Genomic DNA, 24,316 nt, shown 5'->3' on the forward strand with positions numbered 1-24,316 from the left:
ATGTCCCTGCTCCGACACGAGTGGTTCCTGCTTCGCAAGGACCGGATGCTCCTCTTCGCCGCCGCGCTCCTGCTCGGGCTGATGGCGTTGGGGCTCTACAACGGCTGGCGCTTCACCCAGGACCTGCGCGCGCATCAACAGGCGCTGCTCGCACAGGAGGCCCAGCGACGCGACCAGCTCGCGGCCCAGGCCGAGGCGCTGCGTCAGGGGCAGGGGACCGCGCCCCCCGCCTGGAAGAGCCCCACGATGCCGGTGCCGGTGGGCAACTTCCTCGTCCAGCCCGAGGCGCTCCTGCCTCCGGGGCCGCTGAGCGTCTTCACGGTGGGGCAGATGGACCTGCTGCCGTCGTCCTACCAGGTGTCACTGCAGGGCCGCCTCACGGACTTCGCGCGCGAGACGCTGGAGCACCCGGCGCACCTGGCCACCGGGACGCTGGATGTGTCGTTCGTGCTGCTCTACCTGCTGCCCTTGTTCGCGCTCGCGTTCTCGTTCGACCTGGTGTCCCGGGAGCGCGAGGACGGCACGCTCCGGTTGGTGCTGGTGCAGGCCACGGGGCTTCGGGGCTGGGCGCTGCGCAGGCTCGCCGTTCGCGCGGCGGTGCTCCTGGGCCTGTGCGTGCTCGCGGGGCTCGCGGGGCATGTGCTGACGGGAGGCGGTGGCGGGCTGCCGAGGCTCCTGGGGTGGCTGGCGTTGGTGGTGGGCTATGGGGCGTTCTGGTTCTGTCTGGCGCTGGCGGTGAACGCGCGGGCCTTGAGCTCCGCCACCAATGCGCTGGTGCTGGTGGGGGTGTGGTTGCTGCTCGTGGTGGTGGTGCCCGCGGCGGCGCAGCTCGGCGTGAGCGCGCTGTACCCGGTGCCCTCGCGCGTGGCGTTGGTGGGGGCGACCCGCGACGCCTCGCTGGATGCGCAGCGGCGGGGAAGCGAAGTGCTGTCCGCCTACTTCGAGGACCATCCGGAGCTGGCGCCGAAGGGGACCCGGACGGAGGGCTACTGGCCCACCGCGCTGGCGGTGCAGGATGAGGCGGCCCGGGCCACCGCCCCCGTGGTCGCGGCCTTCCAGTCGCAGTTGGACGCGCAGCAGTCGGCGCTGGAGCTGCTGCGCTTCGTGTCCCCCGCGCTGGCCTTCCAGCAGGCGCTCCAGGATGTGGCGGGGACTGGTGGAGCACGGCACGTGCACTTCCTGCGGCAGGTGGACCGCTTCCACGCCTCGTGGCGCGAGGCCCTGTTGCCGCGAGTCTTCGCGGGCGACACGCTGGGCGCGGCGGACCATGCGCGACTGCCGCGCTTCGCCTATGTCGAACAGCCCGGTGCCGACGTCGTCCCGCGGGTGGCGCTGGGGTTCCTCGCGCTGGCGTGGCCCACGTTGCTGGCCCTGGGGTTGGGGCTGCTGTGGCTGGGCCGTCCCCGGTTGTCGTGAGCGAAGGGGCGCTTCAGCGTCGCGCCTTGTGCTGGCCCGCGTTGGTGGCGTCCGCGCGCAGGCACATCACCGAGTACAGGTTCATCGTGTAGAGGTTGTTCTCCGGCGCCAGGTCGGAGGCCTTCTGGAACAGGGTCGTGGCGCGCTCGTAGTCCCGGTGGTGGTTCAGCAGAATCATCCCCAGGCGGTTGTAGAGCGGCGCGGGGTGGGGGAGCAGGCCGATGCCTCGCTCCAGCAGCTCGATGGCCTCCGCCCACCGGCCCGCCTGCTCCAACCGGATGACGCGCTGGAGGACATCCTCGTTGGCGTCTTCGACGAAGGGCTTGGGCACCGCGCGTCCGGCCTGCGTCGCCTGTGGGACGGGCGGAGGCGTCGGCTCGGCCGGGACGGAGGCCGCGCGGGCTGTCGGCGCGGGGGGCTCGTAGAGCCGGGTGACGCCCCGCTCGCCCAGCGATGCGAAGAGCGCGCGCAGCTCCACCTCCGCGAGCTGGGTGATGAGCGACAGATCCGACAGCGACGTGTGCCCGTCGACGAGGGAGAGCACATACGCCTCGAAGGGGCTGAGCCGCAGGTTCGTCACGCTCAGGCCGCCCACGAGGAACGGCCGGGCCTGTGAGCCCTCCTGGGCCGCGTCGAACGGCGCCACCCGCGTGGTCTCCGACTGCGGAGCGCGCGGGGTGCCCGAGGTGCCCTGTCGCTCGGGCTGCGTCAGGAGCGCGCGGACGAGGGAGACGTTGTCGCGGGGCGGCAGGTCCTCGACGTGGCGCACCAGCAGCAGCTCACAGCGGGGGCACTGGAAGTCCTTGGGGAGCGTGGGCGCGCCGCAGTGGGGGCAGGCCTCGTCCTCCGGCGGGTGCTCGAAGGCGTCCGCCACCGCGTAGTAGTGCTTGCGGATGGCCGCGCGGATGGACCTGCGCACCGCGATGAAGGGCAGCACCTGCGTGACGCCCACGGTGCGGACAATCTCCTCCAGCGCGCGCTGGCGCTGCGGCTCCGCGATGGCCACGTAGAGAACGCCTTGCGCCAGTCGCAGGGGCATGAAGTCGAAGCCCTCCGCCAGGCGCACGGGGACCTTCTCCAGCAGGGCGGGGTCCACCTTCGCCAGGCTCAGCTTCTCGGTGGAGACGAAGCGCGTCGAGAGCGTCTGCGCCAGCAGCCTCAGCACCGGCGTCTCGTCCACGCCCAGCCGCACCAGGCATTCACCCAGCTTCTGGCCCGTCTCCTGTTGATGCGCGAGCGCTCGCGACAACAGCTCCGGCGTCAACACGCCTTCCAGCACCAGCCGCTCGCCGAGTCTCCGCGTCATGCGGCGGATTCAAGGACGGCATCCCTCGTCCCGTCCACCTCGGAGAAGGTCTTGTCGTCGGACCGCCGGGGGAGGCGGCCTTCCTGAATCGTGACTCAGGTCTCACCCGAGAGGCTTCCTATGATTCCGCGCGCTTATGGGCTGCGGACCGGGAGGCACCTGGGCGGGGCCGAGGGGACTCGCCTCCAAGGGGCGTCGTCCACCGCCGGAATCGAGGCGCTCACCGATGCCGGGCGGCGCTTCGCAGATGTGCGGCACATGGGGGAGCGGGTTCCGGAATCCTCCGCGCATGCGACCTTCCCGTTCCCTCCTGCTGTGGGTGGCCCTCGTCTCGTGGGGTCTGGTGGTTCCCGTTGCCCGCGCCCAATCGGTGCGAGAGACGCGGGCCCAGCGTCACGCCCGCATCGATGCGCTCTTCGCCACCTGGCGTGGCAAGGCGTCGCCCGGTTGTGGCGTGGGCGTCTCGCGCGACGGCGTGCGCGACTACGTGAAGGGCCATGGCCTGGCGAACCTGGAGTTCGGTGTGCCGCTCACGCCTCGCTCCTCGTTCAACCTGGCGTCCATCACCAAGCAGTTCGTCGCGTTCTCCATCGGCTTGTTGGCGCAGGAGGGGAAGCTGTCGCTGGATGATGATGTGCGCAAGCACGTGCCGGAGCTGCCCGACCACGGCAAGCGCATCACCGTCGCGCACCTGATGCACCACATCAACGGGCTGCGCGAACAGGGGCAGCTGCTCTCCCTGGCGGGATGGCGCGGCGAGGACCTGTACACCGAGGAGGATGTCCTCTGGGTCCAGTCGCGGCAGCGCGGGGTGAACTTCGCTGCGGGCGAGGAGGTTCTCTATGGCAATGCCGCGTACTCGCTGCTGGGCATCATCGTGCGGCGCGTGTCCGGCAAGTCGCTGCGGGCGTTCGCCGACGAGCGCATCTTCAAGCCGCTCGGCATGGTGGACACCTCGTTCCGGGATGACCTGGCGCCGCCCATCCCCCAGCGCGTGACAGGGTACATGCCCCGCGCGGAAGGGGGGTGGCGGTTGAGCTCGGCGGACCTCGGGTACAACGGCACGAGCGCGGTGTACTCGTCGGTGAACGACCTGCTGACGTGGCAGCAGAACCTGCTCGATGGCCGCCTGGGTGGGACGGCGCTGCGGGACCTGCTCCAGACCTCGGGTCGATTGAACGACGGCCGGGAGACGGGCTACGGCGGCGGGCTGCGGCTGGGGGCGTATCGGGGCCTGCGCACGGTGACCCATGATGGGTACGTGGCGGGCTTCCGCACGGAGAGCATCCTCTTCCCCGAGCAGAAGCTGGCCATCACCGTGTTGTGCAACGACGGGAAGATCGACCCGACGGTGCTCGCGCGGAAGGTGGCCGAGGTGTACCTGGGCAACCTCCTGAAGGACACGACTCCGCCCGCCGTGGTGGTGCCCGCGGAGGAGCTGGCGGCGCTGGCCGGCAACTACTGGAGCCCCCAGACGGACGAGGTGGTGCGGCTGGAGGTGAAGGACGGCGCGCTGCGCGAGGTGGGCGCCACCGCGGCGCTGACTCCCATCGGCCAGGGGGCGTTCCTACCGGCCGAGCCGACGCCCGGGATGTGGCGCTTCAACGCGTCGGCGGCGCCGGGGGCGCCCGTGCTGGGCATCCAGGACTTCTGGCCGACGACGCGAGAGTTCGTCCGGGTGCGCGAGCCGATGCCCACGGTGGGCGAGCTGGAGGCCCTGGTCGGGCAGTACCGCAGCGACGAGGTGGACATGACGTACACGGTGCGGCTCGTCGACGGGAAGCTGGCGCTGAGCTGGTTCCGTCGCGACGACCTCCTGCTCGAGCCCGTGGGGGGCAACCGCTTCGTGAGCTCGTTCGGCGCGGTGTCCTTCACGAAGGGGGCGTCAGGCGGCGTCGATGGAATGTTGGTGAGCAGCCGGCGCCTGCGTCGCTTCCGTGCCGAACGCGTGTCGCAGGGCGCTCCCGGTCCTCGCTGACGCGTCGCGCGGCATGTATTTGATTGCATGGGAATCGTACAGCGCGCTGCTGGCTTCCCCGGGAAATGCACAGCCGACGATGACCAGGATTCACCAGGGCTTCGTATCTCTCTCGGCGACCTCCGCCGATGTTCCTTCCAGGAGAGAGAGAATGTTTGGAGCCGTGCGAATTTCCAAGCTCGTGACATCCCTTGCAGCCGCCATCGTCGCACTGGTCTCGGCCCCTGCTCTCGCAGGGATTGTCTTCTTCGACACGACGGCCGCCGACAGAAGCGCGGGGGGATATCCCATCACGAATCGTAACGACGTGGGCTGGGCCTACGCGAATCGCAGCGCCGAGCGGGTGTGTGCCCACTATGGCTATGCGCGAGGCATGTATACCGGAGAGCAGTCGGGTGAGTTGATGGGCATCCATTGCTTCACGTCCGACATGGTGACCTGGCAGGACCTCCCTGGCTCCGATGCGCGGGCGTGGGCCCTGTGGCAGGGCAGCTCCACCTCGCTCGATTCGCAGGCGGCGTACAACGCGGGCGCCATCGCCGACAGGGAGTGTGGCTCCGTCTACAACACGGGGTTCTTCACGGGCTTCCAGAATACGTCGGCGGACCTGATGGGATTGGTCTGCATTCCGAGCACCCACGTGGCGCCTCGCGGAGTCGACACCGATGACCCCCGGTTCCCGTTCCTCAGCGGCATGAACCCGCCGTTCACCTCGTGGTGGCAGTTGCGCTCGTCCGTCAACCGGGTCTGCCAGTACTTCGGCTACACCACGGGCACGATGAACCTCTACGCCAACACGGGGGTCCCGTTCGTGCTGAACCTCGGACTCCAGTGCATCTACTGAGGCGCGAGGACCTCCTCGGCTCGGATTGAAGTCGCGGAGGGGCCCGTGCGTGAGCTGGCCCCTCCCTGCCTTCGTCCCTTCTCCTGCTCGCGTACGCGGGCGGGGGAAGAGGTTACGGGCGCGTGGGAGCCCAGATGGCGCTGTGGGGCTCCGGCGCGTCCGTGGAGACCTCCGCGGTGTAGAAGTAGGCGGCGACTGCGGCGCGACCGCGTCCCTCGGGACAGTCCAGTGGGGTGGGGTGGCCGTGCCAGTGGTCATCGCCATGGGCCATGACCACCAGCCGGTCGAGCACCGGTGAGATTCGCGTCTCGCATCGCGTGAGGTCGGCGTTCCATAGCTCCAGGTCGCCGCCCCAGGCAGGCTGCCAGTCCGGGTTCAGGTAGTAGAGGACGGTCAGTCGACGGGTGAGGGCTCGGAAGCGGTCGCGGTTGAAGTCGGCGTGCAACGCCAGGTGTCCGCCGCGCAGCGTGAGGTGCAGGCCGGCGCCCCGGAAGTGCGGGTCCGGGATGAGCCCCTGCACGCCGGTGACGGTCTCCAGGAAGTCGATGAACGACATGCCGGAGAACTCCGAGAGCAGGTGCCGGAGCGGGCCGGGGACGTCCTCGAACGCCTTGCGTTGGAGTTGTCCCAGGCGGGCCGCCTGCTCCACGTGGTCCCTGCGCTTCCACTGCGCGTCGTTCGCCCCCGGGAAGACCGAGGCCAGCTCGGACGCCAACCGCGTTCCGAGGAAGCCGTCGATGACGACGTGGGGATGGGGCTTCGCGACGCCATAGCGGTCGCGATGGGCCAGCGCCACCGCCCGCAGCGCCGTGCGGTCGAGAAAGAAGCTCGGCCCCCTGAGCGGGCCTTCTTCGAGGGTTGCGACTGTCACCCGTCCTCCTCCGCCCGAGCAGGTCGGGCACGGCGCATCCCTACATCGCCGCCTCGCGAAATCCCACGCCGGCGGCACGCTCCTTCCTTCAACGCTCGACGCGTCGCCAGCGCCTGCCTGTGTGGCTCCCGGTGCGGTTGGGGAGCGAATTCCTGGAGATTTTGAACGCGTTCAATTATGAACCTGTTCAATATGTCCCTGAGGGAGCGAGCCAAGAGCGAGAAGTGGGAGCGCATCCGGGCAGCGGCGAAGCGGCTGTTCGCGGAGCGTGGCTATGAGGGGACGACCGTGCGCGCCATCGCCGAGGCGGCGGGCGTCGCGACGGGCACGGTGCTGGTGTACGGCGAGACGAAGGACGCGCTGCTGCACGAGCTGTGGCGCGCGGAGGCGATGCCGCTCGTGGAGCGGGCGGTGACGTCGCTGCCGGGGGAGGGGCTTTTCGTGGACCGGTGCATGCACCTGTTCTCGCCGCTGTTGACCCACTACGCGTCGCAGCCGGAGCTGGCGCGGGTGGTGGTGAAGGAGCTGCCATGGCTCACGGGCGCCGCCGAGGAACTGCATCGCCCGGCGCTGGCGAGGCTGGTGGGGGCGCTGGCATCGGTCGTGTCCGACGCGAAGTCGCGAGGTGAGCTGCGAGCGGAGGTGGACGGCGAGCGGGCGGCGGAGCTGGTCTTCGGCGTCTATTACGCGGCGGTGATGCGGATGCTCGTGCCGATGGCGGGCTCCACGGTGGCCACGGCGCGAACACGCCTGCGGCGTGATTTGGAGATGCTGCTCGTGGGGTTGGGTTCGAGGAGGTCATCGTGAAGGTCCTCGTGGTGGGTGGAGGAATCGGTGGGCTCGCGCTGGGGGCCGCGTTGGCGAGGCGGGGTGTGGTGGCGGAGCTCGTCGAGCGGCGGCCCTCCTATGGGGACGAGGGGGCGGGCATCGTGCTCGGTCCGAACGTGATGGCCGTGATGAAGGGGCTCGCGCTGCATGAGGCCGTCCTCGCCGTCGGGCATCCGGTGGGACTGGCGCGCATCACGGATGCATCGGGGCGTGTGCTCCAGCAGACGCCGTACTCCGTGCCGGGGCTGTCGCTACCTGCGACCACGCTTCATCGGAACAAGCTGCTCCAGGTCCTGCGCTCCGTGTCCCCCGCGCCTCGCCTGGGTGTGACGGTGGTGGGCTTGCGAAGTGGGGTGGATGGCGTGGACGTCGAGTTCTCCGATGGAACAGGGGGACGCTACGACGTCGTGGTCGGCGCCGATGGAATCCGTTCCCTCGTGAGGGAGCACGTGTGTGGTGCCGAGGTGCACCCTCGCTACTCCGGTTACTCGTGCTGGCGCGGCGTGGTGGAGGGGCACTTCGAGGACGCGGTGGTGGAGATGTGGGGCACGGGCAGGCGCGTGGGTGTGGTGCCGCTGGGCGAGCGGAAGTCCTATGTCTTCCTCACGCTCAATGCCCCGCGTCGCGCGCCGGCTCCGTGGAGGGACCTGTCCGGCTTCCAGGCGTTGTATGCAGGCTTCGCGGACCCGGCCCGCTCGGCGTTGGCGGCCTTCGGTGGGCTCGACGGGTTGCTTCACAACGACATCGAGGATTGTTCGGCGCCGCGGTGGTGGAAGCCTCGCGTCGTGTTGCTCGGTGACGCGGCCCACGCGGTGACGCCGAACCTGGGGCAGGGCGCGGGGCTGGCCATCGAGGACGCCGCGGCGCTCGCGCAGCTCCTGGTGACGATGGGCCCTACGGACGAGGCGCTGGCCCGGTATGAGCAACTCCGTCGGCCGCGTGCGGAGCGGATTCGCGACCGCTCGTGGATGATCGGGCGTGTTGCCCAATGGGAGAACGGCCTTGCGCGAAGTGTGCGCGACACGCTGATGCGGTGGACGCCGGAGTCGGTGGCCCGCTCGGAGCTCGAGAAGGTCGTTCGCGACATGCCCGGTGTTCCCGTGGGGTGAGGTGGAGTTGCACCGAAGCCTCCGTACCCGCCGGACTCCCGGCGCTGACGGCCGACGACGTCAGAACAGCGGGCGCCCCTCGGCCAGCCGCCGGCGCACGTCCCGCAGCTGACGGCGCAGCGGCGCCTCGCGTACTGCGGCGGGGGCCAGACGCATGAAACCCGCCAGCCGTCGGTTGAACTTCTTGAATGCCCGGACGTCGGCCTCCGTCCACGGTAGCTGCATCAGCGTGCGGAACTCCGGCCCCAGGTAGCCCGCGACCAGTCGCTGCCGAAGCCGCAGGACGGGCGCGGGGATGCGGCGGCCGAGGTACTCGAGTCGCACGATCCGGCAGAGGTAGTCGCGCGTGCGCTCGTCCATCGTGAGCCCCGAGATCTCCGCCTGCCAGTACGCCTCGAAGTCGTCGCGGGTCGGCGGCCACGATTCGGGCGGCATCTGCAGGGTCGTGCCGAACACGCTCCCCTGCTGGTAGAACCGCTCCCGGAACTCGCCCTGAAGCGGGCCGTGCACGCGCTGGTACGCGTCCTCCGCGCCGACGTACAGGCACGCCGTCACCCAGCGCTGGTGCGCGGGGTCGAACGCGTTGTAGCCGACTGGATGCCCGGGCTCGGAGCGGACGCGCGCGTGGGAGACGTTCGTCGCCCGGCGTATCGCGGCGCGCTCCTCCGCTCCGCCGAGCATCGTCACCGCGATGTACGCCAGCGTGGTGCGGGCCCGTCGCTTCGGGTTCTTGAAGAGGTTGCCCTCTTCGACCTTGCTCTCCATGACGCCGTAGGCGACGGCCGGCCGGGAGAGCTGCATGATCACGTTCGCCGTGCCGGCGGCGAGGATGAACCAGTTGGCCGCTTGTCGAAGTGCGTCGTTCTCCATGGCGTCCAGTTGCTGCCGCAGCTGTGCCTTCGTGGTCGAGCCTTCGGCCTCATCGCTCATGGTCATGAACGCACCTGGGTTCAGGGGGGAACCGCGATTCACAAGTCACGGCGCACGGGTCAGTCGCTGTTCGGCTCCACGAGCGTAGCCACGAACCGCGCGGTGCGCTTATTGGCAATTGGATGCAGTTCGGTCGCGCTCAGCCGGGTCATGGTCGCGAAGGCCGACGTGTCCGCCCAAGCTTGGCGGATCAGCCCCGCGAACTCGGTCGACGGCACGCGCAACCGGATGCCGTACACGAGCGCGAACTCTTCGATGACCGAGCCGACGCGATCCACCATGCCGCCTGCCACGCCAGAGAGGCCTCGGTCAGCCACAGGTCGCCCAATGAGAACGGCCTCGCGCGGAGCGTGCGCGACACGCAGATGCGGTGGACGACGGAGTCGGTGGCCCGCGCGGAGTTCGAGAAGGTTGTTCGCGACATGCCCGGTGTCCTCGTGGGTGAGGCGGCTGCATTTCGGCGACCAGTCGTTTGCCGAGCAGTATCCTCGAACCACACGGCGCCGGCTCGCGCCTACCCCTACTCATTCCATCGGAGACATTCGTGGGAATTCACTTCAAGAAAGTCGAAGGCAGCTCGGTCATCGTCCATATCGATGAAGGGTCGCACCCCACGATGGCCAGGGCCGTGAAGGTCGTCTCCGACAGGCTCGGTATCCCCGAAGTAGAGCTGACGGCCTCAACCGCATTCGGCGCCGCCAACTTCGCCGTCACCCTGCGTCCCGGCGCCGACCATCCGACCATCTATGTATTCGAACTTGAACTTGAAGGTCTGAAGAGTGAACTCGAAAGCAAGAACGAGGGCACGTAGACCATTCTGGTGGCTGGCCGACTTCGCGTACCGGCAGCAGCTTCCCCTCTCGTTCCAGTGATGTTGGCGCAGGCGCCCCCGTGGGGTGAGGCCGTCGATCCTCCGGCGACCTCCGGCCCCACTCCACGAGACCCGGGACGTGCCCCTCAGCAGCCCAGGTTGCCGCCAGGGCTCACGCCGAGCAGGTTGGCGATGTCCTGATACTTCTGGATGCGGCTCTGCACCTGCCCCGGGTTTCCACCGTTGCACTCCAACGCTCCATTGATGGTGCGGATGGTCTCACCGAAGCCGGCCCCGTTCACCATGGCGCTATGTGGGGTCATGGTTCCGGCACCCGTCTGGGTGGTCCAGAACCAGAAGGCGGAGCGCCACGAGGCGTTCGCGTCCTGGGCCAGCAGGTCGGGGTTCGTGTGCAGGGGCAGGTTCAGCGCCGCTCCGGCGGCGCAGTAGTTGCCGTTCCAGGACAACTGGATGGGCCCACGTCCGTAGTACTGCTTGCCTGCGACGCAGTTGCACCCCGGCGGGCCCCAGGTCCCACAGTAGGGGCCACGGGCGATCTCCTCGATGTAGACATAGTTCCCGGTCTCGTGCGCCGTGTTGGCGAAGAAGGCCGCCACCTCGCGCTTGCGCGTCTCCAGCGAGCCTGTATTGGCGAAGGCCGGGAAGGTGCTCGCGGCGGCGATGAGGCTGCTGTAGGTGTAGAAGGGGTTCCGGTTCGGGAACATGGCGTTGAACGTGGACTCGCTCAGGATGGCCGCCAGCCCCGTGCCGCCGCCTCCATCGACACGGTCGAACGTCCAGCGCTGGTTCGTTCGCTGCTCGTAGGGGTACTGCACCAGCTCCGTGCCGTTGGTCGTATTGCCCCAGTACACGTCGATGGCCATGTCCGTGTGGCGGGCGCGGATGCTGAACTCACTGCCCACCTCCTTCACGAAGCGGAACTGCTGGTTCGTTCCACCTCCGTAGCTCCACTGGTGGACGAGCGCGTTCGCCGCGACGCTGGCCTCCTTGATGTCGAGCGCCTTGTTGCTGTTCACGTTGATGATGCTGAAGTAGCCGCCGGACGTCGGCGTGACGACGAAGCGCTGTGCATTGGTTCCATTGCAATCCCATTGCTGCACCTTGGCGCCGTCCGCCGTGCTCGACGAGGCGACGTCGATGCACTTGTTGGTCATCACCGAGCGGATGACGTAGGTACCCGCGGTGATGGTGTCGACGATGGCGGCGCTCTCCACCTGGCCCACCGGGTCGAGGTCCGCGGACGCTGGCTCGGCGCGCTCACAGCCTCCCAGAACGCTCAGGCCCCCACAGATTCCCAGCAACGCCAGACTGCGTGAAGCAAGATGGCCAGACATGATGGTGCTCCTTGTGGTCGACGGTTTCTCGGGCGCTCCACGCCAAGGGAGAGCGGAGGCGCTGGCTCCGGATGGCCGGGCCGCCAACATCATGCATAGAGCAGTAAAACATGATTAAGCTAATTAAGCCGATGGGCGGGGAGCGTTGACCAGCAGACGCGCTGTGGCGGCGCAGGTCGACTGATGAGCAATGCAAATGTCCTGGGGTCGCAAGCCACTTCGTGAGCGTTCACCGCTTCCTGCTGCAGCCGCGCGATGAGGTCACCGGGCACGAGATGGCTTCCATGCCATGGCGCCCAGTCCGGCCTGTCGATGTCGCCTTCGGCGTCGCGCGCTCGGAAGTCCGGTGGAGATGGAGACCTCGAGAACCCGAGACGTCGAGGAGGTGGCCGTGTCCTCCGAAGGCGGCTCCGAGACCTCGTGGGTCCTCCTCGTCTGGAACGCCCGGTGAAAATTCCTCGCGGCGCGACGCGACAATCCGCGCCCGGGTCCGTTCGAGAGTGACGGAAGCAAGTGTCACCTGATTGCAAATTCCAGCGGCTTCGCGGCCCTCACCGCGAGGCCCTGACTCGATTCGAGGACCCCTGTGAAAAGTCTTCAACGCATCTTCCTGCTCGCGGGAGCGCTGCTCCTGTGGAGCGGCTGTCGTGGTGAGTCACGCGATTCGGACCCGGATTCCACCGACGGCCGCTCGCAGAAGCTGGTGGACGGGGTGCTCACCCCGGGCACCCCCATCCCCTTCATCGCGGCCCCCTTGGGCGGGCAGCGGCTCTATACCCTGGACGTCCCGGCCCACCAGAGCGCGGTGACCTTCGCCACGACGGGAGGACCCGGCAACCTGGACATGAAGGTGGGCTTCGGCGCCGCGCCGACGGCCACCACGGGTGATTGCACGTCCGCGGGAGCCGACAGCGTGGAGCGCTGCACCGTGTCCGGCCGAGATGTCGCCGGGACCTGGTACGTGTTGCTCACCGCCACGAGCTCCTTCTCCAACGTGACGCTCACGGCCACCGTCTCCGCCTACGGCACGGGCACCAGCCCCGTGCGCGCGCTCACCAGCGGCCAGGCCGTGACGGCCGTGTCCGGCGTCGTGGGCGACTGGCTCATGTACTCGCTCCAGGTGCCCGCGGGACAGACGCGGCTGAGCGTGGCGCTCTCGGAAGGCACGGGCAACGCGGACCTCTACCTCCGGCATGGCTCCACGCCCGACCTCGCGACGTTCAACTGCCGCTCCAACACCTCCGGCAACACGGAGTCCTGCGAGGTGTCAGCCCCCCAGGCAGGGACCTGGTACGTCATGCTGCGCGGCTACACGGGCTTCAGCGGCGCGAAGCTCGTGGGCACGGTGGTGCCTCCCGTGACGGCGCTCATCAATGGCCAGCCGGTGACGAACCTCTCGGCGGCCAAGGACGCCATGCTCTTCTTCACGCTGGAGGTGCCCGCGCAGCAAGCCTCCCTGAAGGTCACGCTCTCGGGAGGCACCGGCGACGCGGACCTCTACGTCAAGCGGGGCGGGAACCCCTCGACGACCAGCTATGACTGCCGCTCATGGGCCACCGGCAACACGGAGACGTGCACGGTGACGGCCCCGGTGGCGGGGACGTACCACGTCATGGTGCGGGCCTACGCGGCGTTCAGTGTCGTCACGCTGCTCGCGCAGTCGGTGAGCCTGGAGCTGGCCGTTCCGCTGGTGAACGGTCAGGAGGTGTCCCGCCTCGACAGCGAAGCGGGCGGGCCGTTCCTGTTCCGACTGGACGTCCCGGAGTCCGTCGCCACGCTCTATTTCGAGGTGCCGTCCCTCTTCTTCGGCTCCTTCCTGATGACGGTGAAGTACGGCAGCCCGCCCGAGGGCACCGACTACGACTGCAGCCGGTCGAGCACCGGGAGCCGCTGCACCTTCGAGGAGCCTCGCGCCGGTGCCTGGTATGTCCGGGTGGCTCCGGAGTACCCGTATCGCAAGTTCGAGTACCTCTCGGTCCTGGGCCGCTACAAGGGCGTGGTCAGCAACACGGCGCTCACGAACCTCCAACCGGTGACGGGCGTGGGCGGCCACAGTGATGACCGCCTCTACTACACGCTGGAGGTCCCACCGGGCCAGGCGCGGCTGGCCATCTGGGCGCAGGGTGGGACGGGCTCGGGCTACGTGTCGGCGCGACGTGGCAGCCGGCCCGTGCACGACGGCGGCTATGCCTGCCGGAAGTCCCTGCCGGGCTCGTGTGTCATCGACGCGCCGGCGGCGGGCACGTGGCACTTCTGGGTGGAGCCGGGCGGCTACGGCGACTTCGCGGGCCACACGCTCACGGCCGGCTACACCAGCGTCGTGCCCGTCTCCACCGGAGAGCTGGTGCTCGACCAGCCCTCGGCACCGTTCTCCGGCATGCCGCTGGAGGACCGGCTGTTCACCCTCCAGGTGCCGCCCCACCAGGTGAAGCTCGAGTTCGCCCTGAGCAGCCCCACCCTGGACGTCATGGTGGATGCCCAGCCGGGCAGCCCGCCCCCCGCGACGGGCACCACGGGGTGCTTCATGCTCACGCCCTGTGTCATCGAGCGTCCCGCGGGTGGCACCTGGTACGTCCGCGTCCGCTCGCGCGCGGCCTTCACGGACCGCACGCTCACCGCGAAGGTGACCGCGCCGCTCCCCCTGTTCAACGGCGTCACCGTGAACGGCATCGCCGAGACCTTCCAAGGGACCTACTACCGCTTTGACGTACCGCCTGGGCGCACCGGCCTGACCTTCGTCACGCAGGGCTACAGCCAGGCGGACGCGAGCCTCTACGTCAAGCGCGGCGCCCTGCCGACGAACACGGACTACGACTGCGCCTCCACCCAGTCGTACTCGTCCTACGAGCGGTGTGACTACTTCGACCCCCAGGAGGGCCCCTGGTTCGTGCTCGTGCGCGTCACCAGCATGTGGCCGCCTCCGGGCTCGGGCTCCAACGCCTCCCTCGTGGCGAGGCACTCGGAGACGGGGCCCGTCTCCTCCGTCGTCGCGGACACCGCGACGCCCGTGCCGTCCTCGGCGAACGTCTTCCGGACCTACCGCCTGGAGCTCCCCGAGGGCCTGCCCTATCTCCTGGTGGAGATGCTGGGCCGCCAGTACCACGACTCCGTCGGGCCGGAGCTCTGGATCCAGCACGGGGCCTATCCGACCGAGTTCTCCTACAAGTGCAAGGCCTGGCGCTCCTGTGACATCCCCACCCCCGCGGGAGGCGTCTGGTACATCACCCTGTCTGGCAATACCGCGTTCAACGGCGCCATGCGCATCACCACGACGAACCGGGAGGCGCGCGCGCTGGTCAACGGCATGTGGGAACAGCCCGTCCAGAACGTCCCCGTGTCCACCATGACCGTCTATCGGCTGGAGGTCCCTCCGGGCGCGAGCCACCTGAACTTCAACCTGAAGGGCGAGGGCACGCTCACCAGCGACGCGAACCTCTACGTGCGCTACGGCGCTCCGCCGACCACCTACAGCTACGACTGCGCGTCGAGGAACGCGATGGGCAGCGAGGAGAACTGTGACTTCGTCCAGCCTCGCGCCGGCACGTGGTACGTGGGGCACTGGACGCAGACGGTGACGAACCTGTCGTCCATGGCGCGCCTGTCGGGGACCTACTCGATGACGCAGGCGGAGGGGATTGCCTCGCTGGCGTCCCACGTCGCGCTCACCGGCCTGACGGCGGAGGGCGGCTCGCAGCAGGTGTGGCGGATGGAGGTTCCTCCGGGCCAGGGCCTCTTGTGGTTCGGCACGGGGAACGGCGTGGGCAACCCGACCCTCAAGGTGAAGTTTGGAGGTCGGCCGGTGGGCAGCGTGAGCGTGGACTGCACCGGCTCCACCACCACCCACGGACGGGTGTGTGTCATCCCCAACCCGAGCGCGGGGACGTGGTTCGTGTCGCTCACGGGGACGGCGCGGTATCGCGGCCTGTCGCTCACCGGCGGCATGCTCGCCGCGCAGACGGTGACGGCGCTCACCAATGGCGTGCCCCTGCCCAACCTCGTCATCAAGCCGGGCCAGCCCCAGCTCTTCACGCTGGAGGTGCCGGCGGGGGAGACGGAGCTGCTCTTCGAGGTGTCCGGCCAGCAGACGGCGACGACGGGCGACCTGGCGGTCTTCCTCGCGAAGGACGCGCTGCCGACGACGGCGAGCACGCGCTGCGCGGAGCCCACCGCGGGCACCGTGCGGTGTCAGGTGTCGGCGCCCGCTGCGGGCACCTGGTACGCGCTGGTGAGGTCCACCTCGGCGACCTTCACCTCGGCGCGCGTCGTGGGCTTCCATGCCCAGCAGGTGGACGCCGTGTCGCTGGTGCGCAGCGGCACCTATACGAAGGGGCTCACCGCCTCGTCCGCGCTCGCGAGGACCTTCAAGGTCATGGTTCCCCCGGGCATGGACCACCTCGCGGTGGAGGCGGCGGGCATGGACACGGGCTCTCCCGCGGGCGCGATGAAGGTCGCGGCGCGCAAGGACAGCCCGCCGACGGCCACGGAGTACGGCTGCATGTCGTCGGACTTCCGCAGCTACAACTCCTGCTGGGTCTTGGACCCCGAGCCGGGCGTCTGGTACGTCACCATGACTCCCTCCGGTGCCTATCGCGACCTGGCGATGTTCGTGGAAGCGCTGTAGCGCGCTCCGGCGCACGCGGGGGGCGCGAGATGCGCGGCGCCCCCCGCCGTTCGTCCGCGCCCTGGACGTCGGCTTCAAACGTTGAGCCGTCCGACTATCGCCCCCGGGGCTTCCTGGCGTGGTGTTGCTCCAGGCGTCGGCCGATTCCCTCCAGCATGAAGTCGAGGCTGTTCTGGAACTCGGCCTCGACATCGAGGGTCCGCATGCGCGTCAGCGTCTGCGCCACACCCGGGTAGTCCTTGGCTGGGAGCGCGAGGGCGGCGGCGTGGAAGCGCTGGAGGGGAGGGGGCGCATCCTCCTGCCTCGCGGCCCACTGCTCCTGGCGACGGATGGTGCCCGCGAGCCAGGAGAAGAACGTGTTGTGCAGGTCCCCCGCCTCGTGCCACGGCACGCCCGCCTCGTGCAGCTTCGTGACGGTTCTGTCCAGGACGACCAGCGCCCCGTGCACGGCGGGCCCTTCCTCCAGGAGGAAGTCCATCACCCCGCGATGCTCCAGCCCCAGCGCGCGCACCCGCGTCGCCACTTCACGCAGCCAGTCCAGCGGCGCGAGGCTGGCGTCGGGGAGCACGAGCTGCTCGAAGATGTGCTCCACCACGTGGGCCACCAGCGCGTCGCGGTCTCCGACGTGGTGGTAGAAGGCCATGGGCGTCGCGCCGAGCCTGTCCGCCAGCGCGCGCATCGAGAGGTTTCGCAGCCCGTTCTCCCGCACGAGCTTCGCGGCCGTCTCGATGACGAGCGGACCGGACAGCCGGGGAGGCCGCCCTCTCGGTTTGGGGGTCTTCACTCCCGCGAACGTAGTCGGCTTCCAGGGGCGCGCAACCGGCTTCTGGGCCTCGTGTCGTCAGCGCGTGACAGTCGTCCCAGGTGCACGCCCCGCGCCCAGGTCCCAGTGCTCCTCCAGCCGCGCGTGTTCGGCGAGGAGCGCCGACATCCCGCCGACCCGTTCGAGCACCGCGTCGCGGGCCCGCAGCACCTGGCGTCGGACACCGGACACCTCCGTCCCCAGGAGGACGCCTCGGTGCTTCACGAGCTTTCCGCGCACCATCACCGACTCGACATTTCCCGCATGCGCCTGCATCACGATGGCGTCTCGCGGTGCGCCCAGCGGGCTCAGGTTCAGCGAGTCCGCCGAGAGCACGACCAGGTCCGCCTGCTTCCCGGGGCGCAGTGAGCCCGTGACGGCCCCCAGGCCGATGGCGTCCGCCGCGTCCTGCGTCACCATGCGGAGCAGCTGGCGGGCCTTCAGGTCCAGGCGTCGAGGCAGTCCCGCGAGCGCGTTCGCGCGGCCCCGCTCCGACTGGAGCGCGAGCCGCATCGCCGTGAACAGCTCACCCCCGTTGCTCGCCACGACGTCACAGCCCAGCGTGGTCCTCACCCCCGCGCGCAGGGCGCGCCCGACGATGGGGAACCCCATGCCCATCTGAAGCTCCGACTCCGGCGTCGCGCTGATGGAGCCGCCGCTGTTCGCGATGCGCGCCAGGTCCTCGTCCCCGCTGAACGTGCAGTGCACGAAGAGGAGGTCCGGACCGAGCAGCCCCTCACGCGCCAGCTGTTCGACCTCGCTCGGCCCGGTGACGGGCCATGCCGAGCAATGCAGGCTGATGGGAACCCCCAGCGCGCGCGCCGCGTGCACCTCCGCGCGGCTCTGCTCCCAGGGGACCTGCATCTCGGTGAGCGCGATGCCCAGGCGCACCCGCCCGGAGTCCGAGGACAGGGGGCCCGCTCGCAGTCGGCGCGCGTCCGCGAAGCGATGTTCGGGGGAGGGGAAGGCCGGGCTCGGCGTGGGGCCCGGCGCGAAGCCATAGGCGAAGAGGGCCTGGATGCCGGAGTCCTGGAGCCCCTGGAGCGCCGCGTCCGCGTGCTCCGGCGAGCTGATGCAGTGCGAGTAGTCGACCAGCGTGGTGATGCCCGCGTCGAGCGCCTCGAGCGCCCCCGCGAGCGTCCCCGCATGGAGGTCCTCGGGGCGGAACACCGGTGAGAGCTTCACGCGGACCGCGGCGAGATAATCCATCACCGTCCAGTCCGCGCCCAGCCCACGCAGCGGCGTCTGCCAGGTGTGTCGATGCGTGTCGATGAGGCCTGGCATCACCAGCTTCCCGGTGAGCGGCAGCACCCGGCATCCCTCCGTGCTCAAGCCGCGCCCCATCGCCACGATGATGCCGTCCTCGATGAGCAGGTCACCGCACGGGAGGTCTTCGTGCTCGGGGTCTCCCGTCACCACCGTCGCCCCCTGGAGAAGCCAGCGCTCCGCCATGTGTCTCTCTCCCGGGCCACGTCGGCGGCCCCATGACGCGTTTCCAGGATGATTTGTATATGCCGTATATAAAGTCAACGTGAAGCCTCGGCCGTGAGGGCCGCGCCGCGCAACTGGACTTCGGGACGTTGCGCGGGTGCCTGCTGCTTCCCACCCTCCGCGCGCCGGTTCGTCGAAACCTCTTCGACGTCAGACCGAGGAGGCCGACATGGCGCAGGACGATGTGAACGGCTCGACATCCGTGTTGCCGCGCAGGGCGGTGTTGCAGGGGCTCGGCGCCGCGGGTGTCGGGGTGGCCGTGACGGGAGGCCCCTCGACGGCCCAGGCCGCCGTGCCCGCGCAGGTCTCTCGTGGGGCCACGGCCGCGCCGGTGCCGGCGTGTGGCGAAATCACCGCGGAGGGGGTGACACGCGCGTTGGCGGTGCTCGAGGACATCATCAAGAAGGACAAGGCGGCCACCACCGTCCCGGGCATCGCGGTCGCCGTGGTGTACGACGGCGTCGTCCGCTACCTGAAGGGCATCGGGGAGAAGCAGGCCGGAGTCGCGGGTGACGTCGACCCGGACACCGTCTTCCAGCTGGCCTCCGTCTCCAAGCCCCTGAGCTCCACGGTGATTGCCGCCGCCCTGACGCGGCAGTTGTCCAAGGGGCAGGGCTGGAACGACACGCTCCAGTCGCTGCGCCCCGGCTTCACCCTGGCGGACCCGTGGGTGGGCCAGCACGTCACCGTCGCCGACATGTTCTCGCATCGCAGCGGCCTGCCGGACCATGCGGGCGATCTGCTCGAGGACCTCGGCTACACCGGCGAGCAGATCATCTCGAAGCTCGCGCTGTATCCCCTGTCACGCTTCCGCGACACGTATGCCTATACGAACTACGGGCTCACGGCCGGCGCGGTGGCGTTCGCCGCGTCCACGGGGCGCTCGTGGGGAGACCTGGCGCGCGAGGTGCTCTTCGCTCCCTTGGCGATGACCAGCGCGAACTATTCCTTCGCGGAGCTGCAGGCGAGCAAGAACCGCGCGGCGCTGCACACGCTGGTGAACGGTCGGTGGACGCCGGACCTGGGCGCGAACAATGACGGCCAGGCGCCCGCGGGGGGCGCCAACGCGTCGGTGCGAGACCTGGCCCGGTGGCTGACGATGCTGCTCGCGGGCGGCGTCGTCCCGGGCCTCCAGGGGCCGTTGGTGGACACCGCGGGGCTGCAAGCCATCTGGCGTCCGCAGAGCGTCACGCATGGGCCCGAGGAGCTCGGAGGCCGCAGCGGCTTCTACGGCCTGGGCTGGAACGTCGACTACGAGAACACCGGGGAGCTGCGGCTGAGCCACTCGGGGGCCTTCGGGCGTGGCGCCGCGACGAGCATCCTCCTGTATCCGTCGAAGAAGCTGGGCATCGCGGTGCTGACGAACGCGGACCCTCGGGGACTGCCGGAGGCCATCGCCGCCGAGTTCGTGGACATCGTCCGCTACAACGCCTCGACGCGGAACTGGCTCGCCTACCTGGGGCCCATCGTGTCCGAGCCCGTCACCGAGGACCAGACGAAGTACTCGCGGCCCGCGGTGAATCCGACGCCGCCGCGAAACCTGGGCGCCTACGTCGGCACGTACCCGAACCGCGTCTACGGCGACCTCACCGTGTCGCTCCAGCAGGGCATGCTGTCCTTCACGGTGGGGCCCGCGGGCAAGCGCTTCCCGCTCATGCACTACAGCGGGGACGAGTTCTTCTTCCAGACCACGGGCGAGAACGCCTCCGGGTTCTCTAGCGCCATCTTCACCTTCGCGCGCAACCGGGCCGCCTCGCTGACCATCAACGCGTGGAATCGCGACAAGCTGGGCGTGTTCACCCGCCGGCAGGCATGACGCGGAGGGCAGGCGGGCGGGCCCGTTGGCTGCACGCCGGTGCCCGTTGGCTGCACCCGCTCGGAGGCGGCCGGGTTCGGGCGTAGACTCCGACGCCGCGTGGCGCATGCGCAGCTCGACGCCCTGCGCGCCGACACCCGCTCCCCTTGACGTTCTAGGGGAGCGGCGTTATCTACCCCTAGACATTCTAGGGGACACGATGCAGACCGAGCTGCTGCAGGGCACGTTGGACATGCTCATCCTCAAGACGCTGACCGGCGGGCCCATGCATGGCTACTCGGTGGCGAGCTGGCTCCAGCGCACGACGGATGACGCGCTGCGGGTGGAGGAGGGCTCGCTGTACCCGGCGTTGCACCGCATGACGAAGCGGGGCTGGGTGAAGGCGGACTGGGGTGTGTCCGAGAACAACCGCCGCGCGAAGTTCTACACGCTGACGGCGGAGGGCCGCAGGCAGCTCGCGCAGGAGGCCTCCTCCTGGGAGCGGATGACCGAGGCCGTGTCGAAGGTGCTCCAGGCCCGGCCCGTGATGCAGGGCGCCTGAGGAAAGGACCGCGTCCCATGCGCTGGATGAAGGACCGCTATCACGCGCTGCGCGCGCTCGTGCGTCGCGGGCAGTTGGAGGACGACGTGGCGGAGGAGCTGGAGTTCCACCTCGCCATGCGCACCGAGGAGTACGTGGCCCGGGGAATGACCCCCGAGGCGGCGCGCGCGGAGGCGCTCGCGCGCTTCGGTGATGTGAAGGCCTATCGGGAGGAGACCCACGTGATTGACGAGCGCATGGCACGCGAGGAGCGCCGCACGGAGCTCTGGGACATGGTGGCGCGCGAGACGCGCCAGGCGCTGCGCTCGCTGGCGCGCAGCCCGTCCTTCGCGGTGATGGCGGTGCTCACCCTCGCGCTCGGGTTGGGGGCGACGACGGCGCTGTTCTCCGTGGTGGACGCGGTGGTGCTGCGCCCGCTGCCGTACGCGGACCCGGAGCGGCTGGTCTGGCTGGACAGCCCGGTGCCGAGGCTCGCGCCGGAGGCCCGGTGGGACCTGTCCGTGGCCGGCTACCACCACTTCCAGAAGGAGGCCCGCGGCTTCGCGTCCCTGGGGGCGCTCGACACGTCCAACGGCAGCCTCGCCGCCGAGGAGGGCGCGCTGCGCGTGGACGTGGCGCTGGTGTCGGCCAGCCTGATGGACGTGCTGCGCGCGCGGCCCGCGCTCGGCCGCATCATCACCCCGGACGTGGATGTGCCCGGCGCGCCCCGCACCGTGGTGCTCGGCTACGACTTCTGGGTGCGGCAGTACGGCGCGGACCCGAAGGTGCTGGGCACGTCGATACGGCTGGATGACGAGCCCACGGAGGTCATCGGCGTCATGGCGCCGGGCCTCCACCTCCCGGATGACACCGTGGACCTCTGGCGGCCGCTGCAGCTGGACCCGACGAGCCCGCCGGAGAACTCGCACTGGGTCCGGGCCGCGGGCCGGCTGAAGGACGGCGTCACGCTGGAGCAGGCTCGGGCCGAGCTCGCCACGCTGACCACGCGCCTGCCGGAGCTCTTCCCGCTCGCGTACACCGAGAGCTTCATGCGGGACACGGGCTTCACCACCCGGGTGTCGCCCCTGGCCCGGCACGTGGTCGGGGACGCGGACCGCGTGTTGTGGATCCTCCTGGGCTCGGTGGCGCTGGTGCTGCTCATCGCGTGCGCCAATGTCGCCAACCTCTTCCTCGTGCGCTCGGAGGCGCGCTCCCGGGAGCTGGCGGTGCGCACCGCGCTGGGCGCCGGCCGGCGGGACCTGGCCTGGCATGCGCTCACGGAGAGCCTGCTGTTGTGTGGCGTCGCCGCCGGGCTGGGGCTCGTGCTCGCGCACGGGGCGCTGAGCCTGCTGGTCTCGATGGAGCCCTCGGGGCTTCCGCGTCTGCGGGAGATTGGCCTGGACTGGCGCGGCGGGGTGTTCGCCGGAGGGCTGGCGCTGCTGGCGGGCGTCGTCTTCGGGCTCTTCCCGCTGCTCGGGGGGGACAAGGCGCTGGCGCGGCTGCGCGAGTCGGGTCGGGGGCTGACGTCCTCGCGCCGCAGCCAGGCCGTGCGCGGAGGGATGGTGGTGGGGCAGGTGGGGCTGGCGGTGGTGCTGCTGGCCGCCGCGGGGTTGATGCTGCGCAGCTACTGGACGCTGCACCGGGTGGACCCGGGGCTGGACTCGCGCGACGTGCTCACGTTCGACATCGTGCTGCCTCGCACGCGCTACACGGGCTACGACGAGGTGAACCGCTTCTACGGTGAGCTGCTGTCGCGCATCGAGGCGCTGCCCGGGGTGAAGAGCGCCAGCCTGTCCACGCACCTGCCGCTGGGCCGCTTCGGAGGCTGCGCCGCCCTGGCCGTCGAGGGGATGTCCCAGGAGCCCTCCAAGATGCCCTGCGTCACCACGCCCGGCGTGGCGCCCGGGTACTTCAAGGCCCTGGGCATCCCGCTGGTGCAGGGGCGTGAGCTGACGTGGGATGACCTGGAGCAGAAGTCGGATGGGGTGGTGGTGACGCAGGCGCTCGCCGAGCGGCTCTGGCCGGGGCAGGACCCGCTGGGCAAGGGCATCCGGGGCAACGGCTTCGGTCCGCCGTTCTACAAGGTCGTCGGCGTGACGGGGCCGCTGCGGGCCCACGGGTTGGACCAGGCGCCGTCGGAGGCGGTGTTCTTCCCGCTCGCGCCAGCCGCGGACCTGCCGCTGTGGGGGCCGCGCCGCTCGCCCGCCGTGGTGGTGCGCACGGCCACCTCCCGCCCGGAGTCGCTGACGCCCGAAATCCGGCGCATCCTGGCGCAGATGGACGGCACGGTGCCGCTGGCCAACGCGCAGACGATGGACCGCGTGCTGGCGAAGTCGCCGTCGGTGGCGCGGGCGTCCTTCACCCTGTTCCTGCTCGGCATCGCCGGGGGGATGGCGCTGCTCTTGAGCGCGGTGGGGCTCTACGGCGTCATCGCCTTCATCGTGGGCCAGCGGCGCGGGGAGATGGGCATCCGGCTGGCATTGGGAGCCCGCGCGGCGCAGGTGGCGGGCATGGTGGTGCTCCAGTCGCTGCGCTTCACGGGGCTGGGCATCGTGCTCGGGCTCTTGGGGGCGCTGTTGATGGGGCAGGTGCTGGGGGCGCTGCTCTTCGAGGTGAGCGCCACGGACCCGCTGGTGCTGGCGGCGGTGTGCGCGCTGCTCGCCGCCCTGGCGGTGGTGGCGAGCTTCGGGCCCGCGCGCCGTGCCGCGCGCGTGGACCCGGCCGAGGTGCTGCGCTCGGAGTAGCCTCCCGCTACTTCACTTCGATGAAGGCCACGGGCGCGCCGCCGTTGGACCAGGACAGCGCCTGGTCGCAGGTGAAGGCCCACTGGGCCGCGGCCCAGACGGGATAGAGGCCCGGCTGGGTGGGCGCGGTGAGCGAGAAGGTGCTGTTCGTGGCGCTCGTCGTGCCCATGCCATTGTAGATGCACGTCTTGGAGCCCTGGTCGATTCCGAAGACCAGCTGGGCCCAGCAGCCGGGGCAGCCGCCCGACCCCGGGTCGAGCTTGTAGTCGGTGGTGATGTCGACGCGAGCCCCCGGGAAGACGTTGATCTTGTGCGAGCTGTTCCCGTTCAGCCGGAGGTTGTTGACCCTGCCCCAGCTCCACTCCCACGGGTCGGCGTAGACGCCGATGAGCCCGAAGGCCGGTCCGCTCACCGCCGCCCCGAGCGCCGCGGCGCAGTCCGGCGCGCGCGTGTGATTGCCGTGCACCTTGTGGATGCCCGGGGTCGTGGGCGCGATGAGCTCCACGTCAGCGTGGCTCTGCACGGGACCGACGCCATCGAAGGCGCACGCGCCGGTGCCATCCTGCACCCCGAACACGAGCTGGTTGTTGCACCCGATGCACGGGTCCGCCCCCACGAAGTAGTCCGTGGACAGGGAGAAGGGCTTGCCCGGCGCCACCGCCACGGTGCGATGCCCCGACCCCAGGGACACGTCCGTCACGTTCGCGAACGGGGGCCAGTCGAAGGAGGTGGTGGGGGGGATGACCACGGCGCTCTCCGACTCGCCCAGCGTGGCCTCCGACCCCATTCCAGGCGGCGGTGCCGCCTCGCAGCCCACGAGCCCCAACCCCACCACGAGACTCCAGCTCCACAGCCTCGACGCGTTCAAGGACAT

General features: G+C 69.9%; 18 protein-coding genes. 10 read left to right on the forward strand and 8 right to left on the reverse strand.

Annotated features, from left to right (window positions below):
* Nucleotides 1-1,416, forward strand: a complete 1,416-nt coding sequence (locus K8640_RS30150) for a DUF3526 domain-containing protein (protein WP_223750228.1) — start codon at nucleotides 1-3, stop codon at nucleotides 1,414-1,416.
* A gap of 13 nt (nucleotides 1,417-1,429) precedes the next feature.
* Here the strand turns inward: K8640_RS30150 and K8640_RS30155 are convergent, their stop codons facing one another.
* The gene (locus tag K8640_RS30155; protein ID WP_223750229.1) at nucleotides 1,430-2,722 is read right to left on the reverse strand and encodes a general secretion pathway protein GspE; all 1,293 of its coding nucleotides are present in this window, start codon (nucleotides 2,720-2,722) and stop codon (nucleotides 1,430-1,432) included.
* A 289-nt stretch (nucleotides 2,723-3,011) separates the two neighbouring features.
* Between K8640_RS30155 and K8640_RS30160 the strand changes: the two genes are divergently transcribed.
* Both K8640_RS30160 and K8640_RS30165 read left to right on the forward strand, forming a co-directional pair.
* Nucleotides 3,012-4,700: a serine hydrolase gene (locus K8640_RS30160; RefSeq protein WP_223750230.1), complete on the forward strand. Its 1,689-nt coding sequence runs from the start codon at nucleotides 3,012-3,014 to the stop codon at nucleotides 4,698-4,700.
* 307 nt (nucleotides 4,701-5,007) lie between these two features.
* Nucleotides 5,008-5,544, forward strand: a complete 537-nt coding sequence (locus K8640_RS30165) for a hypothetical protein (RefSeq protein WP_223750231.1) — start codon at nucleotides 5,008-5,010, stop codon at nucleotides 5,542-5,544.
* A gap of 112 nt (nucleotides 5,545-5,656) precedes the next feature.
* Here K8640_RS30165 and K8640_RS30170 read toward each other — a convergent pair whose 3' ends face one another.
* Nucleotides 5,657-6,415: a 2OG-Fe(II) oxygenase gene (locus K8640_RS30170; RefSeq protein WP_223750232.1), complete on the reverse strand. Its 759-nt coding sequence runs from the start codon at nucleotides 6,413-6,415 to the stop codon at nucleotides 5,657-5,659.
* Nucleotides 6,416-6,592: 177 nt separating this feature from the next.
* Here K8640_RS30170 and K8640_RS30175 point away from each other — a divergent pair, with 177 nt between their 5' ends.
* A complete protein-coding gene (locus tag K8640_RS30175) occupies nucleotides 6,593-7,222 on the forward strand; it encodes a TetR/AcrR family transcriptional regulator (RefSeq protein ID WP_223750233.1) in 630 nt (209 codons plus the stop codon).
* A complete protein-coding gene (locus K8640_RS30180) occupies nucleotides 7,219-8,352 on the forward strand; it encodes an FAD-dependent monooxygenase (RefSeq protein WP_223750234.1) in 1,134 nt (377 codons plus the stop codon). Before K8640_RS30175 ends, K8640_RS30180 begins: the two co-directional genes overlap by 4 nt.
* A 60-nt stretch (nucleotides 8,353-8,412) precedes the next feature.
* On the opposite strand, the gene K8640_RS30185 is transcribed toward K8640_RS30180, so the two are convergent.
* On the reverse strand, nucleotides 8,413-9,282 hold the full coding sequence (locus K8640_RS30185) for an oxygenase MpaB family protein (protein WP_223750235.1): 870 nt from the start codon (nucleotides 9,280-9,282) through the stop codon (nucleotides 8,413-8,415).
* A 59-nt stretch (nucleotides 9,283-9,341) separates the two neighbouring features.
* Entirely contained in the window at nucleotides 9,342-9,563 is a 222-nt protein-coding gene (locus K8640_RS30190) for a hypothetical protein (RefSeq protein WP_223750236.1), read from the reverse strand.
* Nucleotides 9,564-9,826: 263 nt separating this feature from the next.
* On the opposite strand from K8640_RS30190, the gene K8640_RS30195 reads away from it, so the two are divergent.
* Nucleotides 9,827-10,093 (forward strand): hypothetical protein, encoded by a 267-nt coding sequence (locus K8640_RS30195; protein WP_223750237.1) that lies wholly within the window; start codon nucleotides 9,827-9,829, stop codon nucleotides 10,091-10,093.
* 146 nt (nucleotides 10,094-10,239) lie between these two features.
* Here the strand turns inward: K8640_RS30195 and K8640_RS30200 are convergent, their stop codons facing one another.
* On the reverse strand, nucleotides 10,240-11,448 hold the full coding sequence (locus tag K8640_RS30200; RefSeq protein ID WP_223750238.1) for a glycoside hydrolase family 19 protein: 1,209 nt from the start codon (nucleotides 11,446-11,448) through the stop codon (nucleotides 10,240-10,242).
* Between the two features lie 586 nt (nucleotides 11,449-12,034).
* Here K8640_RS30200 and K8640_RS30205 point away from each other — a divergent pair.
* Nucleotides 12,035-16,069 carry a PPC domain-containing protein gene (locus K8640_RS30205; protein WP_223750239.1) on the forward strand — a complete coding sequence of 1,345 codons (4,035 nt, stop codon included), beginning with the start codon at nucleotides 12,035-12,037 and terminating at the stop codon, nucleotides 16,067-16,069.
* 94 nt (nucleotides 16,070-16,163) lie between these two features.
* Here K8640_RS30205 and K8640_RS30210 read toward each other — a convergent pair whose 3' ends face one another.
* Nucleotides 16,164-16,853, reverse strand: a complete 690-nt coding sequence (locus K8640_RS30210; RefSeq protein ID WP_223750240.1) for a TetR/AcrR family transcriptional regulator — start codon at nucleotides 16,851-16,853, stop codon at nucleotides 16,164-16,166.
* 57 nt (nucleotides 16,854-16,910) lie between these two features.
* Nucleotides 16,911-18,323 (reverse strand): amidohydrolase family protein, encoded by a 1,413-nt coding sequence (locus K8640_RS30215; protein ID WP_223750241.1) that lies wholly within the window; start codon nucleotides 18,321-18,323, stop codon nucleotides 16,911-16,913.
* Between the two features lie 208 nt (nucleotides 18,324-18,531).
* On the opposite strand from K8640_RS30215, the gene K8640_RS30220 reads away from it, so the two are divergent.
* The 3 genes from K8640_RS30220 to K8640_RS30230 all read left to right on the forward strand — a co-directional run bounded on the left by K8640_RS30220 (nucleotide 18,532) and on the right by K8640_RS30230 (nucleotide 23,442).
* On the forward strand, nucleotides 18,532-20,178 hold the full coding sequence (locus K8640_RS30220) for a serine hydrolase (RefSeq protein WP_223750242.1): 1,647 nt from the start codon (nucleotides 18,532-18,534) through the stop codon (nucleotides 20,176-20,178).
* 199 nt (nucleotides 20,179-20,377) lie between these two features.
* A complete protein-coding gene (locus tag K8640_RS30225; RefSeq protein WP_223750243.1) occupies nucleotides 20,378-20,719 on the forward strand; it encodes a PadR family transcriptional regulator in 342 nt (113 codons plus the stop codon).
* A gap of 17 nt (nucleotides 20,720-20,736) precedes the next feature.
* Entirely contained in the window at nucleotides 20,737-23,442 is a 2,706-nt protein-coding gene (locus K8640_RS30230) for an ABC transporter permease (protein ID WP_223750244.1), read from the forward strand.
* Between the two features lie 7 nt (nucleotides 23,443-23,449).
* Here K8640_RS30230 and K8640_RS30235 read toward each other — a convergent pair whose 3' ends face one another.
* Entirely contained in the window at nucleotides 23,450-24,316 is an 867-nt protein-coding gene (locus K8640_RS30235) for a hypothetical protein (protein WP_223750245.1), read from the reverse strand.

This window comes from Myxococcus sp. XM-1-1-1 (assembly GCF_020037095.1).
In the GTDB taxonomy this organism is placed as follows: domain Bacteria; phylum Myxococcota; class Myxococcia; order Myxococcales; family Myxococcaceae; genus Myxococcus; species Myxococcus fulvus.

What these genes read in the sequence shown, in the direction of transcription:
- K8640_RS30150 (WP_223750228.1), top strand. Translation starts at nt 1, where the DNA reads ATGTCCCTGCTCCGACACGAGTGGTTCCTGCTTCGCAAGGACCGGATG.
- K8640_RS30155 (WP_223750229.1), bottom strand. Translation starts at nt 2,722, where the DNA reads ATGACGCGGAGACTCGGCGAGCGGCTGGTGCTGGAAGGCGTGTTGACG.
- K8640_RS30160 (WP_223750230.1), top strand. Translation starts at nt 3,012, where the DNA reads ATGCGACCTTCCCGTTCCCTCCTGCTGTGGGTGGCCCTCGTCTCGTGG.
- K8640_RS30175 (WP_223750233.1), top strand. Translation starts at nt 6,593, where the DNA reads ATGAACCTGTTCAATATGTCCCTGAGGGAGCGAGCCAAGAGCGAGAAG.
- K8640_RS30185 (WP_223750235.1), bottom strand. Translation starts at nt 9,282, where the DNA reads ATGAGCGATGAGGCCGAAGGCTCGACCACGAAGGCACAGCTGCGGCAG.
- K8640_RS30190 (WP_223750236.1), bottom strand. Translation starts at nt 9,563, where the DNA reads ATGGTGGATCGCGTCGGCTCGGTCATCGAAGAGTTCGCGCTCGTGTAC.
- K8640_RS30200 (WP_223750238.1), bottom strand. Translation starts at nt 11,448, where the DNA reads ATGTCTGGCCATCTTGCTTCACGCAGTCTGGCGTTGCTGGGAATCTGT.
- K8640_RS30215 (WP_223750241.1), bottom strand. Translation starts at nt 18,323, where the DNA reads ATGGCGGAGCGCTGGCTTCTCCAGGGGGCGACGGTGGTGACGGGAGAC.
- K8640_RS30220 (WP_223750242.1), top strand. Translation starts at nt 18,532, where the DNA reads ATGGCGCAGGACGATGTGAACGGCTCGACATCCGTGTTGCCGCGCAGG.
- K8640_RS30225 (WP_223750243.1), top strand. Translation starts at nt 20,378, where the DNA reads ATGCAGACCGAGCTGCTGCAGGGCACGTTGGACATGCTCATCCTCAAG.
- K8640_RS30230 (WP_223750244.1), top strand. Translation starts at nt 20,737, where the DNA reads ATGCGCTGGATGAAGGACCGCTATCACGCGCTGCGCGCGCTCGTGCGT.
- K8640_RS30235 (WP_223750245.1), bottom strand. Translation starts at nt 24,316, where the DNA reads ATGTCCTTGAACGCGTCGAGGCTGTGGAGCTGGAGTCTCGTGGTGGGG.